The organism is Micromonospora marina (assembly GCF_900091565.1).
In the GTDB taxonomy this organism is placed as follows: Bacteria; Actinomycetota; Actinomycetes; order Mycobacteriales; family Micromonosporaceae; genus Micromonospora; species Micromonospora marina.
In genome coordinates this window covers 1-14,749 of sequence record NZ_FMCV01000015.1, presented here as the reverse complement: position 1 = coordinate 14,749, position 14,749 = coordinate 1, and the positions used below count along the sequence as shown (strand labels likewise).

Here is a 14,749-nt window from a genome sequence, read left to right as displayed (position 1 = left end):
TCCCCTCGGGTGGAACTCTCGGTACTCTGCTCAGCCATGCCCGCCTCGGTCGCGCCCGCCGACAAGAGCACGCCCACTCTGCTCACCGTCCTGTTCTGGGTCGGTGTGGGGCTGGCGCCCCTGGCCGCGCTCATTCTGCTGATCGCCGACGGCAACGGCTCGCTCCGGTTCGGCGCCGTCCTGGCGATCCTCGCCGTCGTGCTCATCGGTCTGTCCATCGCGCTGCGCCCGGAGAGCGGTTCCGGGGGCGTGGCGTCCGAGGAACTGCGCGAGGAGTTGGCGCAGCTCCGGCGGGAGCTGCGAGCCGAGATCGTGGCCGCCGCCCAGCGCGGCAACCAGGCGCTCGACCAGGCACGCCGGGCCGAGGAGATGGCCGGCGCGATCAGGCACCGGCTCGACGCGGCCGCGGCCGGACTGGCCTCCGCGCCCGTCTCGGCGTCGACCTCCGCGTCGGCGCCGGAGCGCCCCAGTGGTGCGGCGCGGGTGCCGGTGACCGGCACGTCCGACGCCGGCCGGGCGCACCCGGCCGGCCGGGACGACGACGAACCGCCCCGGCCGGCGTACTCCGGCGGACGCTACGGAACCGACCACGACACGGACCCGCCCCGGACCGGCCACCACGACGCCGACCCGCCCCGTACCGGCCGCTACGACGCCGAGCCGCCCTGGACCGGCCGCCACGACGCCGAGCCGCCCGGAGTCGGCCGCTACGACTCCGAGCCGTCCCGGGCGGGCCACCACGACTCGGAACCGGCGCGGACCGGCCGGCTCGACGCCGAGCCGGCGCGGGCCACCGCACGTCCGGACCGGCCGGTGAGCGGGGTCTACGGCGCGGCGCGGGTGTCCGAGCCGGCCGACCGGCCGGAGAGCCGCCCGGTCGGCGTGGTGCACCACACCGAGACGGTGCACGTCACCACCCGGCACACGATCGTCGGCGGCGGTGAACCGACCGGCACCCGGTACGGCGGATTCCGCGGCGGCTGGCCGGACGAGGACCGGTCCCGCGGCGCGGAGGCGGCCGACCACTGGCGCGCGGGACACCGCGACCCGGGCCGGGACGACCGGTCCGGCCGCCGGGCCGGGTCCGACCAGGGCGGCCGGGGTGCCGACGACGACGGGCACTCGTGGACCGACCCCGGGCGTCCCGGTGCCGAGCATCCGTGGGCGGGTGTCGGCCGGGCCGCCGCCGGGGAGCACGGCTGGTCGGGGCGTAGCGCCGGGGACCAGGGCTGGTCGGGGCGTACCGCGGGGGGCGGCTGGTCGAGCGACCAGGGGCGGACGGATGCGGAGGAGCAGCGGCACTGGTCCGGCGGCGGCGACGACCGGGCCGGCCGCTCGGCGAGCGACTGGCCCTCAGCCGCATCGGGCGTACCGGACGGCCGGGCGGGCACCGACGGCGACCAGTGGTCCGAGATGCGTGCCGGCAACCGGTGGGCCGCGGTCCGCGACGACGGTGCGGGCCGGGAGATCCGGCTCGGGGAACGGCGGGCCGCCGTGCACGCCGACGGCGGCGGCACGGAGTACCGGGTCGAGGACCGGTGGGCCTCGGTACGCGGCGGCGGACCGGACGCGGGCGGGCCGGACGCCCGCTGGTCCGGGGAGAGCCACCCGGCGCTGCCGGCCGGTGGGGTGCCGGTGCCGGACGAGTGGCGGCCGCCGACGCAGCGCAGCGGCCAGGCGGAATGGCGCCAGCCACCTCCGGAGTGGCGCCGGCCCGAATCGCAGTGGCGTCAGCCCGAGCCGGAGCAGTGGCGTCAGCCCGAGCCGGAGTGGCGTCCACCGGAGCCGGAGTGGCGCGACCCGGAGCACGGTGGACACGGCCGGCCGTACCGGGACACCGGCGACCGCTGGCACTGACCGTGCCCCGCTGAGCACGGCCGCCGCGACTACTTGTCGATGTCGCCCACGACGAAGAACATCGAGCCGAGAATGGCGATCAGGTCCGGCACCAGACAGCCGGGCAGCAGCGACGACAGCGCCTGCACGTTCGCGTACGAGGCGGTGCGCAGCTTGAGCCGCCACGGTGTCTTCTCGCCCCGGGACACCAGGTAGTAGCCGTTGATGCCGAGCGGGTTCTCGGTCCAGGCGTACGTGTGCCCCTCGGGCGCCTTCAACACCTTCGGCAGCCGTGTGTTCACCGGCCCGCTGATCCGGTCCACCCGGTCCAGGCACTGCTCGGCGAGGTCGAGCGAGACGTACACCTGGTCGAGCAGCACCTCGAAGCGGGCGTGGCAGTCACCGGCGGTCTTCGTCACCACCGGCACGTCGAGCTGGTCGTAGGCCAGGTACGGCTCGTCGCGGCGCAGGTCGAGGTCGAGCCCGGAGGCGCGGGCGACCGGCCCGGACGCGCCGAACGCGGCGGCGTCGGCGGCGGAGAGCACACCGACCCCGACGGTACGGGCCAGGAAGATCTCGTTGCGCCGGATCAGGTTGTCCAGGTCGGGCATCCGGCGGCGTACCTCGGCGATGGCGGCGCGGGCGCGCCCGGTCCAGCCCGCCGGCACCTCCTCCTTGAGGCCCCCGACCCGGTTGAACATGTAGTGGATCCGGCCGCCGGAGACCTCCTCCATCACGGCCTGGATGGTCTCCCGTTCCCGGAACGCGTAGAACATCGGCGTGATCGCGCCGATCTCCAGCGGGTACGAGCCGAGGAACATCAGGTGGTTGAGCACCCGGTTCAGCTCGGCCAGCGCCATCCGCAGCCAGGTGGCGCGCTCCGGCACCTCCATGCCCAGCAGCCGCTCGACCGCGAGCACCACGCCCAGCTCGTTGGAGAACGCCGACAGCCAGTCGTGCCGGTTCGCCAGCACGATGATCTGCCGGTAGTCGCGTACCTCGAAGAGCTTCTCCGCCCCCCGGTGCATGTAGCCGACGATCGGCTCGGCGGCGACCACCCGCTCCCCGTCGAGCACCAGCTTCAGCCGGAGCACGCCGTGCGTCGAGGGGTGTTGCGGCCCGATGTTGAGCACCATGTCGGTGCCGAGCTGCTCACCGCCGGCGCCGGTGCCGACTGTCAGCTCGCGGAGGTCGGCGGCGTCCGTGGTCATGCCCGTCATCGTGCCACGACCGCGTCGAGCGCGACGCCGACCGGCTGCCGCAGCCACAGGTGCCCGCCGAGCCCGGCCGCGTCGGTCAGCTCGGCCGCCGCCGACGCCGCTGCGAGCGCCCGCAGGTAGCCGGCCGGGTCACGGGAGGCCAGGCTCAGCGGCGGTCGCCCGCCGTCGGCCCCGAGCGCCCGCAGCGCCTCCCGCTGCGAGACCAGGGAGTACGCGCACCGCGCGACCCGTTCACCGGCGGAGGCGACCGAGTCCATGGCGACGTGCGCCGTCACGTCGCACGACCCGTCCGGGACCGGTGGCACCTGCCGCCCACCCCGATACCCGGTCAGCGTCCCGTCAGCCGGACGCGACTCCCGCAGATGCCCGTAGTCCACCGCCAGCGCCAGCCCGCGCGCAACCTTCCCCACAGCCTCCGCCCAGGCCAGATCCCGTCCCACCCCGATCTCCGCCCGCCCTCCGACCTCACCCCCGCCCTCACCGACGCCGTTGATCAAGGAGTTCGTGTCCGGATCCGGGCCCTCCGCCGCCGCAAACTCCTTGATCATCGGGGCGTTGGGCGGGGTGGGAGCCGGGGGCCACCAGTGGGTCAGCCAAGTCGTGTCGGTGGGGGACGGGGGCGGGCCCGGGGTTTCCTCGCCGGTTCTCGGGTTCACCAGGAGGAGGCGCCAGCCTGACTGGGCGTGGATTGCCACGTCCAGGGGGACGTTGTCCAGCCATTCGGTGGCCAGGAGCAGGCCTGTTATTCCGTCGGGGATGTCGGCCTGCCAGTCGATCTCCGGCGGCAGGTCCGGTGGGCGGGCCGACCGTTCCACGGCTACCGGGTGGAGCCGGGCGGCCAGCTCCGGTGCCGCCTGTGCCAGCAGCGCCCGGAGCAGTTCGCCCCGTCCCGCGCCCACGTCCACCACGTCCAGCCGGGCCGGGTGCCCCAGCGCCGCGTCCACCGCTTCGAGCTGCCGCATCAGGCAGGCGGCGAAGACGGGCGAGGCGTGCACGCTCGTCCGGAAGTGCGCGGCGGGCCCGGCACCGGAGACGAAGAAGCCGTCCGGCCCGTACAGCGCCCGCTCCATCGCGTCGCGCCAGCGCAGCGGGGAGGTCACCGTGCCGACCCTACGGGACGTACCCGATCGGGCGGTTTGCCCGCCACCGCAGCGGCCGCTTCGGTGGCCGGTGAAGGTTTTCACACCTTCTTGTTTCAGGTCTGTCACCCGGGCGCATACTTGCCATCGACCGGTACCCCCTTCGAGGACTGGATCGCTGCCATGAGCGCACCGCTGCGCCCCCGGGCCACCGCTGCCCCGCCCGTCTTCCCGCGTACCCTCACCGTCGGCGTCCTCGGCGCCGGCCGGGTCGGCGCCGTGCTGGGCGCGGCCCTCGCCGCCGCCGGTCACCGGATGGTCGCCGCGTCCGGCGCCTCGGGCGCGACAGCGGCCCGGCTGGCGCTGCTGCTGCCGCAGACCCCGCACCGTTCCGCGCCCGCCGTGGCGCGCGCCGCCGCAGACCTGCTGATCGTCGCGGTCCCGGACGACGCGCTCGCGGGCGTGGTCGCGGACCTGGCCGCGAGCGGCGCGCTGCGCCCCGGCCAGGTGGTGGCGCACACGTCCGGCGCGCACGGGCTCGCCGCGCTGGCCCCGGCCGTCGAGGCGGGTGCCCGGCCGCTCGCGCTGCACCCGGCGATGACCTTCACCGGTACGCCGGACGACCTGTCCCGCCTGCCCGGCATCTCCTACGGGGTGACCGCCCCGACCGAGCTGCGCCCGTTCGCGGCCCGGCTGGTGGCCGACCTGGGTGGCGTACCGGAGTGGGTCGGTGAGCACGACCGGCCGCTCTACCACGCCGCGCTCGCGCACGGCGCGAACCATCTGGTGACGCTCGTCAACGAGGCGGCCGACCGGCTGCGCGACGCCGGGGTGGAACGGCCGGAGAAAGTGCTCGCCCCGCTGCTGCGGGCCGCGCTGGAGAACGCGCTGCGGCTGGGCGACGACGCGCTGACCGGCCCGGTGTCGCGGGGCGACGCGGGCACCGTACGCCGGCATCTGGACCGGCTGGCGCGGACCGCGCCGGAATCAGTACCCGCGTATCTGGCGTTGGCACGACGGACGGCGGACCGTGCCGTCGCGGTCGGCCGCCTCCGCCCGGCGGACGCGGCCGCACTGCGCAACGCGCTCGACGGAATCGAGGTGGCGGCCTGATGGCCGAGGTGCTGCACACGCGCAAGGAGCTGGCGGCGGCCCGCGAGGCGACGGCCGGCCCGGTCGGCGTGGTGATGACCATGGGCGCGCTGCACGCCGGGCACGAGGCGCTGCTGCGGGCCGCCCGCGAGCGCGCCGGCCACGTCATCGTCACGATCTTCGTGAACCCGCTGCAGTTCGGCCCGAACGAGGACTTCGACCGCTATCCGCGCACGCTCGACTCCGACCTGGAGATCTGCCGGCGGGCCGGGGTGGACGTGGTGTTCGCGCCGTCGGTGAGCGAGATGTACCCGGAGGGCCGCCCGGCGGTGCGGCTCGACCCGGGTCCGCTCGGCGAGGACCTGGAGGGCCTGAGCCGTCCCGGCTTCTTCCACGGCGTGCTCACCGTGGTCATGAAGCTGCTCCAGCTCACCCGCCCCGACCTGGCCTTCTTCGGCGAGAAGGACTTCCAGCAGCTCACCCTGGTCCGCCGGATGGTCCGCGACCTCGACGTGCCGACCGAGGTCGTCGGCGTGCCGACCGTACGGGAGCCGGACGGGCTGGCCATGTCCAGCCGTAACCGGTACCTGTCGGCGGAGCAGCGGCGGGCCGCGCTGAGCCTGTCGGCCGCGTTGCGGGCCGGCGCGGCGGCGGCCGAGCGGGGTGAGGACGCGGGTACCGTGCTGGCCGCCGCGCACCGGGCCTTCGACGTACCGGACGCCCGCCTGGACTACCTGGTGCTCACCGACACCGAGCTGGAACCCGGCCCGGTGGCCGGTCCGGCCCGGCTGCTGATCGCGGCCTGGGTCGGCGCCACCCGCCTGATCGACAACACGGCGATCCACCTCGCGCCGCGTCCCTGAACCCCACCACGAATGCGGAAAGGCACCCCGATGCTGCGGACCATGCTCAAGTCGAAGATCCATCGGGCCACCGTGACCCAGGCCGACCTGCACTACGTCGGCTCGGTGACGGTGGACGAGGACCTGCTCGACGCGGCGGACCTGCTTCCCGGCGAGCAGGTCGCGATCGTGGACATCACAAACGGCGCCCGGCTGGAGACGTACGTGATCCCGGGCCGGCGAGGCAGCGGCGTGATCGGTATCAACGGCGCCGCCGCGCACCTGGTGCACCCGGGTGACCTGGTCATCCTGATCTCGTACGGGCAGATGGACGACGCCGAGGCCCGCGCGTACCACCCGAAGGTGGTGCACGTGGACGCCGACAACAAGGTCGTCGACCTCTCGGCCGACCCGGCGACCGCGGCCCCCGGCACCGCCGGAACCCCGGTCCCCAACCCCCTCGCCGCCGCGTCCCGCCGTTGATCTTGCAGTTTCGGCCCCCTTGTCGCCTCTGTTGTCAGGTCCGCGGGGGCGGTTAGGGCAAGATCGGCGGGGCGGACGGGCGGGAAAGCGGTCTGTCACCGGAAGGTCATTTTCGGCTACCCTGGGCGGACCGTCGGGGATCGACGGTCGTCGGCTGGGGGAGGCCGCGATGCGCCGTGCGATGAGCTTCCTGGTCGCCGCGATGGTCGCGAGCGCCGCCCTGACCGGCTGTGCCGACGCCGGCGGGCTGGACGGCGACCTCACCGACGACTGGGCCGCGATGGCGGCCCCCGGGCCGTTCACCCCGGCCGCCGGAGTCTGCCAGGTCGCCGACTTCACAGCGAGCGTCGGCCTGAACGCGTACGCGCCGGTCGACTGCGAGCTGCCGCACCGGGTGGAGACCGTGCATGTCGGTGCGTTCGCCGCCGACCGGTCCACGCCGCCGCCGCTCACCTCACCCGAGCTGCGTACCGCGTTCGCCGACTGCGACAAGCGGGCCACCGGGTACGTGGGTGACGACTGGCGTGCCGGGCGACTCCGGCTGGCGGTGGCGGTGCCGACGGGCGCGGGCTGGACGGCCGGCTCCCGCTGGTACCGGTGTGACCTGACCGAGCTGACCACTGTCGAGGCGGCGGCCACCGTGGTCACCCGGACGGGCAGCCTGCGCGACGCGCTCAAGTCGCCGTCCCCGCTCCGGCTCGGCTGCCAGCGCACCGGGCGGGACGCGGGCCGCGTGCAGCGGCTCACCCCGGTCGACTGCACAGTGGCGCACGACGCCGAGTTCGTCGGGGTGTGGGCCGCGCCGGACCGCCCGTATCCGAAGAAGCCGGAGGACTGGGTGCCGCTCTACGACGGTTGCTTCGGCGTGATCGCCCGGTACGCGGGAGTGCCCGCCGACGCTTCCGTGCGCTACCGCAGCGACGTGGTGGTCCGCCCGCCCGCGGCGGGTCGCTGGGCGGTCGGCGACCGGGGCGTGCGCTGCTACCTGTGGCTCAGCGACCGGACGGTGACCACCTCGCTCAAGGGCGGCGGACCGGCCGCCCTCCCGCGCCGGACGAGGTAGCCGGGCGCACTCGTCACGCCCCCCGCGCCCGAGCCGAGTTCGCTTCGGGTTGACTGTGCTCATGGACCTACCGACCGTCGACCTGCCGGCGCTGCCCCGGCTGCTCGCCGCACCGGCCCCCGGCTGGGTGGAGACGACAGACGTGATCGTGGTCGGCTCCGGCGTGGCCGGGCTGACCGCCGCGCTGCACCTGCGCGAGGCGGGCCTGCACGTCACGGTGGTCACCAAGGTCGACATGGACGAGGGCTCCACCCGCTGGGCGCAGGGCGGGATCGCCGCCGTACTTGATCCGGCGGACACCCCGGACGCGCACGCGTACGACACGCAGGTCGCCGGCGTCGGCCTGTGCGACCCGGCGGCGGTCCGCGCGCTCGTGGCCGAGGGCCCGACCCGGCTGCGCGAGCTGATGCGGATCGGGGCGGAGTTCGACCGCAACCCGGACGGGTCGCTGATGCTGACCCGGGAGGGCGGCCACCGGGCCGACCGGATCGTGCACGCCGGCGGCGACGCCACCGGCGCGGAGGTGCAGCGGGCGCTGCACGACGCGGTCCGCCGCGACCCGTGGATCCGGCTGGTCGAGCACGCCCTCGTACTGGACCTGCTGCGCGCTCCCGGCGACGGTCCGGGCGGGCTCGGCCCGGCCTGCGGCATCACGCTGCACGTGCTCGGCGAGGGCAGCGAGGACGGCGTCGGCGCGATCCTCGGCCGGGCGGTGGTGCTTGCCACCGGCGGGATGGGGCAGGTCTTCGCCGCCACCACCAACCCGGCGGTCTCCACCGGGGACGGGGTGGCGCTGGCGTTGCGCGCCGGCGCGGCGGTCACCGACGTGGAGTTCGTCCAGTTCCACCCGACCGCGCTGATCGTGCCGCCCGGCGGACCGGGGGCGGGGCTGGCCCAGCAGCCGCTGGTCTCCGAGGCGCTGCGCGGCGAGGGCGCGCACCTAGTCGACGGCGACGGCAAGCGGTTCATGGTCGGTCAGCACGAGCTGGCCGAGCTGGCTCCCCGGGACGTGGTCGCGAAGGGCATCCACCGGGTGCTGCTCGCGTCCGGCGCCGAGCACGTGTTCCTGGACGCCCGGCACCTGGGCGGCGACTTCCTGGCCCGGCGGTTTCCCACCATCGTGGCGTCCTGCCTGGCCATCGGCGTGGACCCGGCGACCGACCTGATCCCGGTCGCGCCGGCCGCGCACTACGCCTCCGGCGGCGTCCGGACCGACCTGCGCGGCCGTACCTCCATCCCCGGCCTGTACGCGTGCGGCGAGGTCGCCTGCACCGGCGTGCACGGCGCCAACCGGCTCGCCAGCAACTCGCTGCTGGAGGGGCTGGTCTTCTCCCGCCGGATCGCCGAGGACATCGCCGCCGGGCTGCCCGAGCAGGCCCGCCCGGCAGAGACCGGTGCCTGGGTGGGTGGTCCGGGCGCGCTGGTGCCGGCGACGGGCACGGCGGAGCTGCAACGGGCGATGACCCGGGGCGCGGGCGTGCTCCGGTCGGCGCGGACGCTGGAGGCCACCGCCGCCACGCTCACCGGGCTGGGTGCGGGCCGGGGCGTGCCGCGTACCGCCGACTGGGAGGCGACGAACCTGCTGACAGTGGCGTCGACGCTGGTCGCGGCCGCGTACGCGCGCCAGGAGACGCGGGGCTGCCACTGGCGGGAGGACTTCCCTACGGCCGACGAGAGGTGGCTGGGCCACCTGGTGGCCGAGGTGGGCACGGACGGGCTTGTGGCCGAGCGCTGGGAATCCCGTGAGCGCGAGGAGTGAGCCGGTCTTGCGAGCCCCGCAGTCGCGAACAAAGGAGGCACAGCTGATGAGGGAGCCGACGGAGCGGGCGCTGCGGGACGGCGGCCTGGACCCGGAGCGGGTCCGGCAGGTCGTCGTCGACACGCTGCACGAGGATCTGGGGCCCGGCTTCCTCGACGTCACGAGCGTGGCCACCATCCCGGACGAGCAGCACGACACGGGCGACCTGGTGGCGCGCGCCGACGGCGTGGTGGCCGGGCTGCCCGTCGCCGCCGCCGTGTTCGAGCTGGTCGGCGAGGTGACCGGCGCGGGGCGTACGGTCGAGGTCTCATTTGTCGCGCACGACGGGCAGCGGGTGGCGCGCGGCGACGTGCTGGCCACCGTGACCGGGCCGACCCGGCTGCTGCTGACCGCCGAGCGGACGGCGCTGAACCTGCTGTCCCGCATGTCCGGGGTGGCGACGCACGCCCGGGCCTGGGCCGACGCGCTGGCCGGCACGAAGGCGACGGTGCTGGACACCCGCAAGACCACGCCCGGCCTGCGGGCGCTGGAGAAGTACGCGGTCCGGGCCGGTGGCGGCACCAACAAGCGGATGGGCCTGTACGACGTCGCCATGATCAAGGACAACCACAAGGTCGCCGCGGGCGGGATCGCTGCCGCGTTCCGCCGGGTCCGGGAGGCGTTCCCCGACGTCGCGGTGCAGGTCGAGGTGGACACGCCGGCCGAGGCGGTGGAGGCGGTCGAGGCGGGCGCCCGGTTCCTGCTGCTGGACAACATGACCCCGGCGCAGCTGCGCGAGGTGGTGGCGTCGGTGGGTGACCGGGCGGAGCTGGAGGCCACCGGCGGGCTGACGCTGCCCATGGCCGCCGAGTACGGCGCGACGGGCGTCGACTTCCTCTCGGTCGGCGCGCTCACGCACTCGTCGCCGATCCTGGACATCGCCCTCGACCTGCGCGACGTCTAGGCTGCCGCTGTGCTGCTCTGCATCGACATCGGAAACACGAACACCGTGCTGGCGACCTTCGACGGCGACAAGCTGGTGCATTCGTGGCGGATCAAGACCGATGCCCGTTCCACTGCGGACGAGCTGGGCCTGATGTTCCGCGGACTGCTCGCCGGGGACGCCGTGGAGATCACCGGCGTGGCCGCCTGCTCGACGGTGCCGGCCGCGCTGCGCTCGTTGCGCACCATGCTCGACAGGTACTACGCCGACCTGCCCAGCGTGATCGTCGAGCCGGGCGTCCGGACCGGCGTGCAGCTCGCCATCGACAACCCGAAGGAGGTGGGCGCCGACCGGGTCGTCAACACGCTCGCCGCGTACACGCTCTACGGCGGGCCGTCGATCGTCGTGGACTTCGGCACCACCACCAACTTCGACCTGGTCAGCAGCCGGGGGGAGTTCCTCGGCGGGGCGTTCGCGCCCGGCATCGAGATCTCCTTCGACGCGCTGGCCGCCCGCGCCGCCCAGCTGCGCAAGGTGGAGGCGACCCGCCCGCGCTCGGTGATCGGCAAGAACACGGTCGAGTGCCTCCAGGCCGGGCTCTACTTCGGCTTCGCCGGCCAGGTGGACCGGATCGTCGAGCGGATGTCCGAGGAGTTGGGCGGCGTGAAGGCGGTCATCGCGACCGGCGGCCTGGCCTCGCTGGTGCTCGGCGAGTGCCACACCATCACCCACCACGAGCCGATGATCACGTTGATCGGCCTGCGGATGGTCTACGACCGCAACGTCTGAGGTGTAAGGAAGGGCCCCCTATTAACGCCTCCGGTAGAGGAAGGGCCCCTTCTTAACAGCTCGGTCAGCTCCGCGTCGACCCGCCGCTGCTCGCCCGCGTCGGCGGTCAGCCAGTACGAACAGGGTGTGCAGCACGCCCACCACCTCGTCCTTCGTGAGCGTGGTGGCGTGCGCGAACTCGGTGAAGGCGGCGCCGAAGTCCGCGTACCGCTGGGTCATGTCGCCGGCGTCGTCACCGAGGTGGGCGATCCGGCTCAGCTCGGCCACCCAGCCGACCCGCCCGTCCCTGATGTTCCAGACCGGCGCGAACGTGCCGCCCGGGCGCAGCACGCGGCCCACCTCGGCGTGCGCCCGCTCCCGGTCGAACCAGTGGTAGGCCTGCCCGACCAGCACCGCGTCCGCCGACGCGTCCGGCAGCGGCACCGCCTCGGCGCTGCCGGCGAGCGCCGTCGTGCCAGGCGTGGCGGGGCCCGTGGTGAGCGTCAACCTGGCCGCCCGGCAGATCACCGCGACCGACACCACCGCGTAGAACGCCACCGGAATGGGCCAGTTGCGCCCGCATCCCCGGATCCGGTTCCACGGGTGCGACGTACGCCACCGGCCCGGTCGGCGCCAGCAGTCCCCGGGTCAGGATGCCGGTGCCGGCGCCGAGGTCCACCACCCGCGCGGCGTGCAGCCCGTCCAGCGCAGCGCCGCCTCCGGATAGCGGGGACGGAAACGGTCGTACTCGGCCGCGGCCACGCCGAACGAGAGCGCCGCAGTGGGGTCGGTCATGGCGGGCAGTTATCCCGTAACGCCCGCCACGGCGCTTGAGTACGCTCATGTGCTGACCCCGCGATGTCCCCAAGGCCTGAGGAAGCGTGCCGTGACCGAGCAGAACGCCCTGCCAACAGATCCCGCCGACGACCTTCCCGAGCAGATGAAGGTCCGCCGGGAGAAGCGGGACCGGATGCTCGCCGAGGGAGTCGAGCCGTACCCGGTGGGTTTCCCGCGGACCACCACGCTCGCGCGGTTGCGGGAGCGCTACGGCGACCTGCCGACCGACACCGCCACCGGCGACCGGGTGTCGGTCACCGGGCGGGTGATCTTCATCCGCAACACCGGCAAGCTCTGCTTCGCGACGCTCCGGGACGGTGACGGCACCGAGGTCCAGGCGATGCTTTCGCTGGACCGGGTCGGCGCCGAGCGGCTGGCGGACTGGAAGCGCCTGGTCGACCTCGGCGACCACGTCGGCGTGACCGGCGAGGTGATCACCAGCCGGCGCGGCGAGCTGTCCGTTCTCGCCGAGGAGTGGGCGGTGACCGCCAAGGCGCTGCGTCCGCTGCCGGTGGCGCACAAGCCGCTCAGCGAGGAGGCCCGGGTCCGCCAGCGCTACGTGGACCTGGTGGTCCGCCCGCAGGCCCGGCAGATGGTCCGCACCCGGGCCACCGCCGTTCGCAGCCTCCGCGACACCCTGCACGGTCAGGACTTCCTCGAGGTCGAGACGCCGATGCTGCAACTGCTGCACGGTGGCGCGGCGGCCCGCCCATTCGTGACCCACAGCAATGCGCTCGACACGGATCTGTATCTGCGAATCGCGCCGGAACTGTTTCTCAAGCGCGCCGTGGTCGGTGGCGTGGACCGCGTCTTCGAGATCAACCGCAACTTCCGTAATGAGGGCATCGACTCTTCGCACTCGCCCGAGTTCGCGATGCTGGAGGCGTACCAGGCGTACGGCGACTACCAGACGATGGCCGAGCTGACCCGAAATCTCGTACAGCGGGCCGCAGTGGCGGTCTCCGGCTCGACGGTGGTGACCCACGCCGACGGGCGTGAGTTCGATCTCGGCGGCGAGTGGCGGTCGGTGACGCTGTTCGGTGTTCTTTCCGAAGCGCTCGGTGAGGAGGTCACCGTCCGCACCGAAAGGGCGCGCCTGGTCGAGTACGCGGACAAGGTCGGTCTCTCCGTCGACCCGAAGTGGGGACCGGGCAAGCTGGCCGAGGAGTTGTTCGAGGAGCTGGTCGTGCCGTCCCTTCAGGCGCCCACGTTCGTCATGGACTACCCGGAGGAGACCAGCCCGTTGACCCGGGCTCACCGCAGCGAGCCGGGCCTGGCCGAGAAGTGGGACCTCTACGTGCTGGGATTCGAGCTGGGTACCGCGTACTCGGAGCTGGTCGACCCGGTCGTGCAGCGGGAGCGGCTGGTGGCCCAGGCGCAGCTCGCGGCGCGCGGCGACGACGAGGCGATGCGACTGGACGAGGACTTTCTCCGGGCCATGGAGTACGGAATGCCGCCGTCCGGCGGCATGGGAATGGGAATCGACCGGCTGCTGATGGCACTGACGGGCCTCGGAATTCGGGAAACGATCCTGTTCCCGTTGGTCCGGCCCGAGTAGGCGCTCCCCGCAAACCTTCTCCGGCTCGTTACCCCGTCCTATTGACGCGGCAAGCGCCGGTCGGGTTATCGTGCTCGGTGTATTGCAGGAGTGCAACCCTGCTCGAAAGGAATGTGGGACGTGGCCAAGCAGATCATTCACAAGCTGGTCGATGACCTGGACGGCGGGGACGCTGACGAGACCGTCAAGTTCGCGCTCGACGGCGTGCAGTACGAGATCGACCTCTCCGCATCCAACGCCGGCAAATTGCGCGACGTATTCGCGCCGTACGTCGCGAACGGAACGAAGGTCGGTCGCGGGGGTGTGGTCGTCGGTGGCCGGGCCGCTCGGGGCCGAGGCGGCGCGACCGCCGACCGTGAGCAGAACCGGGCCATCCGCGAGTGGGCCAAGAAGGCCGGCAAGGACATCTCCGATCGGGGCCGGATCCCGCAGGAGATCGTGGACGAGTACCACGCGAAGGCGGGGCACTGACCCCACCCTCGTCACTGGCGACGCGACGCCGGCCCGGAGTGCCACTCCGGGCCGGCGTCGCCGCTTCCGTTCGGGGTCACGAATGCGCCCCGCCGTCCCTTTGGTGCCGGATGTCCGGTCCGGCCCATCCGGCGAAGGAGGCGCCCCGGCCGGGAAGAAATCCCCGCCCGGGGCGGTTGTCCACAGGTGGTGGAGATTTCATCCACAGGCTGTGGACGGCCCCGGCGGACGCATCGGCGCCGCCTCCGGGCCACTCGACCGACCGTTCGGGCGCCGGTCGAATTTCGCTCTGCGCGTACAGGCAGGGGCCCCGGAACACCTCCTGAGCGTGGACGGTTGGCAGAAACGACGTCGGAACGGTCATTCGCGGAGGCACACGACCTCAGCGGAGACGGTCCGCGGCGATAGAGTAAGGAGGCACGGACGCCCGTCCCGGACGTCCGCGCACCGGCCCCGCCGAGATCTGACCATCAAGGCGCACGGCACGTGAGGAGCACGAGGGCATGTTCGAGCGGTTCACCGACCGAGCGCGACGGGTTGTCGTCCTGGCCCAGGAAGAGGCCCGGATGCTCAACCACAACTACATCGGTACGGAACACATCCTGCTGGGCCTGATCCATGAGGGTGAGGGTGTTGCGGCTAAGGCCCTGGAGAGTCTTGGTATCTCTTTGGAGGGCGTGCGTCAGCAGGTTGAGGAGATCATCGGTCAGGGTCAGCAGGCGCCGAGCGGGCATATCCCGTTCACGCCGCGGGCCAAGAAGGTGCTGGAGTTGTCGCTGCGTGAGGCGTTGCAGCTGGGCCACAACTACATCGGTACCG

At 73.4% G+C, this 14,749-nt stretch carries 15 protein-coding genes; 11 read left to right on the top strand and 4 right to left on the bottom strand.

Translation table 11 applies throughout. The features are described from left to right. Nucleotides 1–36: 36 nt before the first annotated feature. Nucleotides 37–1,857, top strand: coding sequence for a hypothetical protein (locus GA0070215_RS17955; RefSeq protein WP_091047685.1), 1,821 nt, complete (start codon nucleotides 37–39; stop codon nucleotides 1,855–1,857). 29 nt (nucleotides 1,858–1,886) lie between these two features. Here GA0070215_RS17955 and GA0070215_RS17950 read toward each other — a convergent pair whose 3' ends face one another. Together GA0070215_RS17950 and GA0070215_RS17945 are read right to left on the bottom strand one after the other, a co-directional pair. Next, entirely contained in the window at nucleotides 1,887–3,056 is a 1,170-nt protein-coding gene (locus GA0070215_RS17950) for an NADH-quinone oxidoreductase subunit D (RefSeq protein ID WP_196806732.1), read from the bottom strand. Further along, a complete protein-coding gene (locus GA0070215_RS17945) occupies nucleotides 3,053–4,126 on the bottom strand; it encodes an SAM-dependent methyltransferase (RefSeq protein ID WP_208600372.1) in 1,074 nt (357 codons plus the stop codon). The genes GA0070215_RS17950 and GA0070215_RS17945 overlap by 4 nt, the downstream gene beginning before the upstream one ends. A gap of 192 nt (nucleotides 4,127–4,318) precedes the next feature. On the opposite strand from GA0070215_RS17945, the gene GA0070215_RS17940 reads away from it, so the two are divergent. The 7 genes from GA0070215_RS17940 (at nucleotide 4,319) to GA0070215_RS17910 (ending at nucleotide 11,085) form a co-directional block, all read left to right on the top strand. Further along, entirely contained in the window at nucleotides 4,319–5,248 is a 930-nt protein-coding gene (locus tag GA0070215_RS17940; RefSeq protein ID WP_091047679.1) for a Rossmann-like and DUF2520 domain-containing protein, read from the top strand. Continuing rightward, nucleotides 5,248–6,090, top strand: a complete 843-nt coding sequence (gene panC / locus GA0070215_RS17935; RefSeq protein ID WP_018786629.1) for a pantoate--beta-alanine ligase — start codon at nucleotides 5,248–5,250, stop codon at nucleotides 6,088–6,090. The genes GA0070215_RS17940 and panC overlap by 1 nt, the downstream gene beginning before the upstream one ends. Nucleotides 6,091–6,120: 30 nt before the next feature. Further along, complete coding sequence (gene panD / locus GA0070215_RS17930; protein WP_018786630.1) at nucleotides 6,121–6,552, top strand: aspartate 1-decarboxylase; 432 nt, start codon at nucleotides 6,121–6,123, stop codon at nucleotides 6,550–6,552. A 169-nt stretch (nucleotides 6,553–6,721) separates the two neighbouring features. Next, complete coding sequence (locus GA0070215_RS17925; protein ID WP_091047676.1) at nucleotides 6,722–7,615, top strand: septum formation family protein; 894 nt, start codon at nucleotides 6,722–6,724, stop codon at nucleotides 7,613–7,615. 61 nt (nucleotides 7,616–7,676) lie between these two features. After that, on the top strand, nucleotides 7,677–9,374 hold the full coding sequence (locus tag GA0070215_RS17920; protein WP_091047673.1) for an L-aspartate oxidase: 1,698 nt from the start codon (nucleotides 7,677–7,679) through the stop codon (nucleotides 9,372–9,374). Nucleotides 9,375–9,420: 46 nt separating this feature from the next. Further along, nucleotides 9,421–10,317, top strand: coding sequence for a carboxylating nicotinate-nucleotide diphosphorylase (gene nadC / locus GA0070215_RS17915; protein WP_091047670.1), 897 nt, complete (start codon nucleotides 9,421–9,423; stop codon nucleotides 10,315–10,317). 9 nt (nucleotides 10,318–10,326) lie between these two features. Beyond that, a complete protein-coding gene (locus GA0070215_RS17910) occupies nucleotides 10,327–11,085 on the top strand; it encodes a type III pantothenate kinase (protein ID WP_013288955.1) in 759 nt (252 codons plus the stop codon). Between the two features lie 21 nt (nucleotides 11,086–11,106). On the opposite strand, the gene GA0070215_RS17905 is transcribed toward GA0070215_RS17910, so the two are convergent. After that, complete coding sequence (locus GA0070215_RS17905) at nucleotides 11,107–11,622, bottom strand: class I SAM-dependent methyltransferase (protein ID WP_244167039.1); 516 nt, start codon at nucleotides 11,620–11,622, stop codon at nucleotides 11,107–11,109. A 90-nt stretch (nucleotides 11,623–11,712) separates the two neighbouring features. Further along, complete coding sequence (locus tag GA0070215_RS29165; protein ID WP_244167038.1) at nucleotides 11,713–11,859, bottom strand: hypothetical protein; 147 nt, start codon at nucleotides 11,857–11,859, stop codon at nucleotides 11,713–11,715. 91 nt (nucleotides 11,860–11,950) lie between these two features. Between GA0070215_RS29165 and lysS the strand changes: the two genes are divergently transcribed. From lysS to GA0070215_RS17890, 3 genes are all read left to right on the top strand, one after another. Then, entirely contained in the window at nucleotides 11,951–13,459 is a 1,509-nt protein-coding gene (lysS, locus tag GA0070215_RS17900; RefSeq protein ID WP_018786634.1) for a lysine--tRNA ligase, read from the top strand. A 120-nt stretch (nucleotides 13,460–13,579) separates the two neighbouring features. Further along, nucleotides 13,580–13,930 carry a histone-like nucleoid-structuring protein Lsr2 gene (locus tag GA0070215_RS17895; protein ID WP_167361528.1) on the top strand — a complete coding sequence of 117 codons (351 nt, stop codon included), beginning with the start codon at nucleotides 13,580–13,582 and terminating at the stop codon, nucleotides 13,928–13,930. Between the two features lie 503 nt (nucleotides 13,931–14,433). Then, a partial coding sequence (locus GA0070215_RS17890; protein ID WP_018745220.1) for a Clp protease N-terminal domain-containing protein occupies nucleotides 14,434–14,749 on the top strand: 316 nt, incomplete at its 3' end.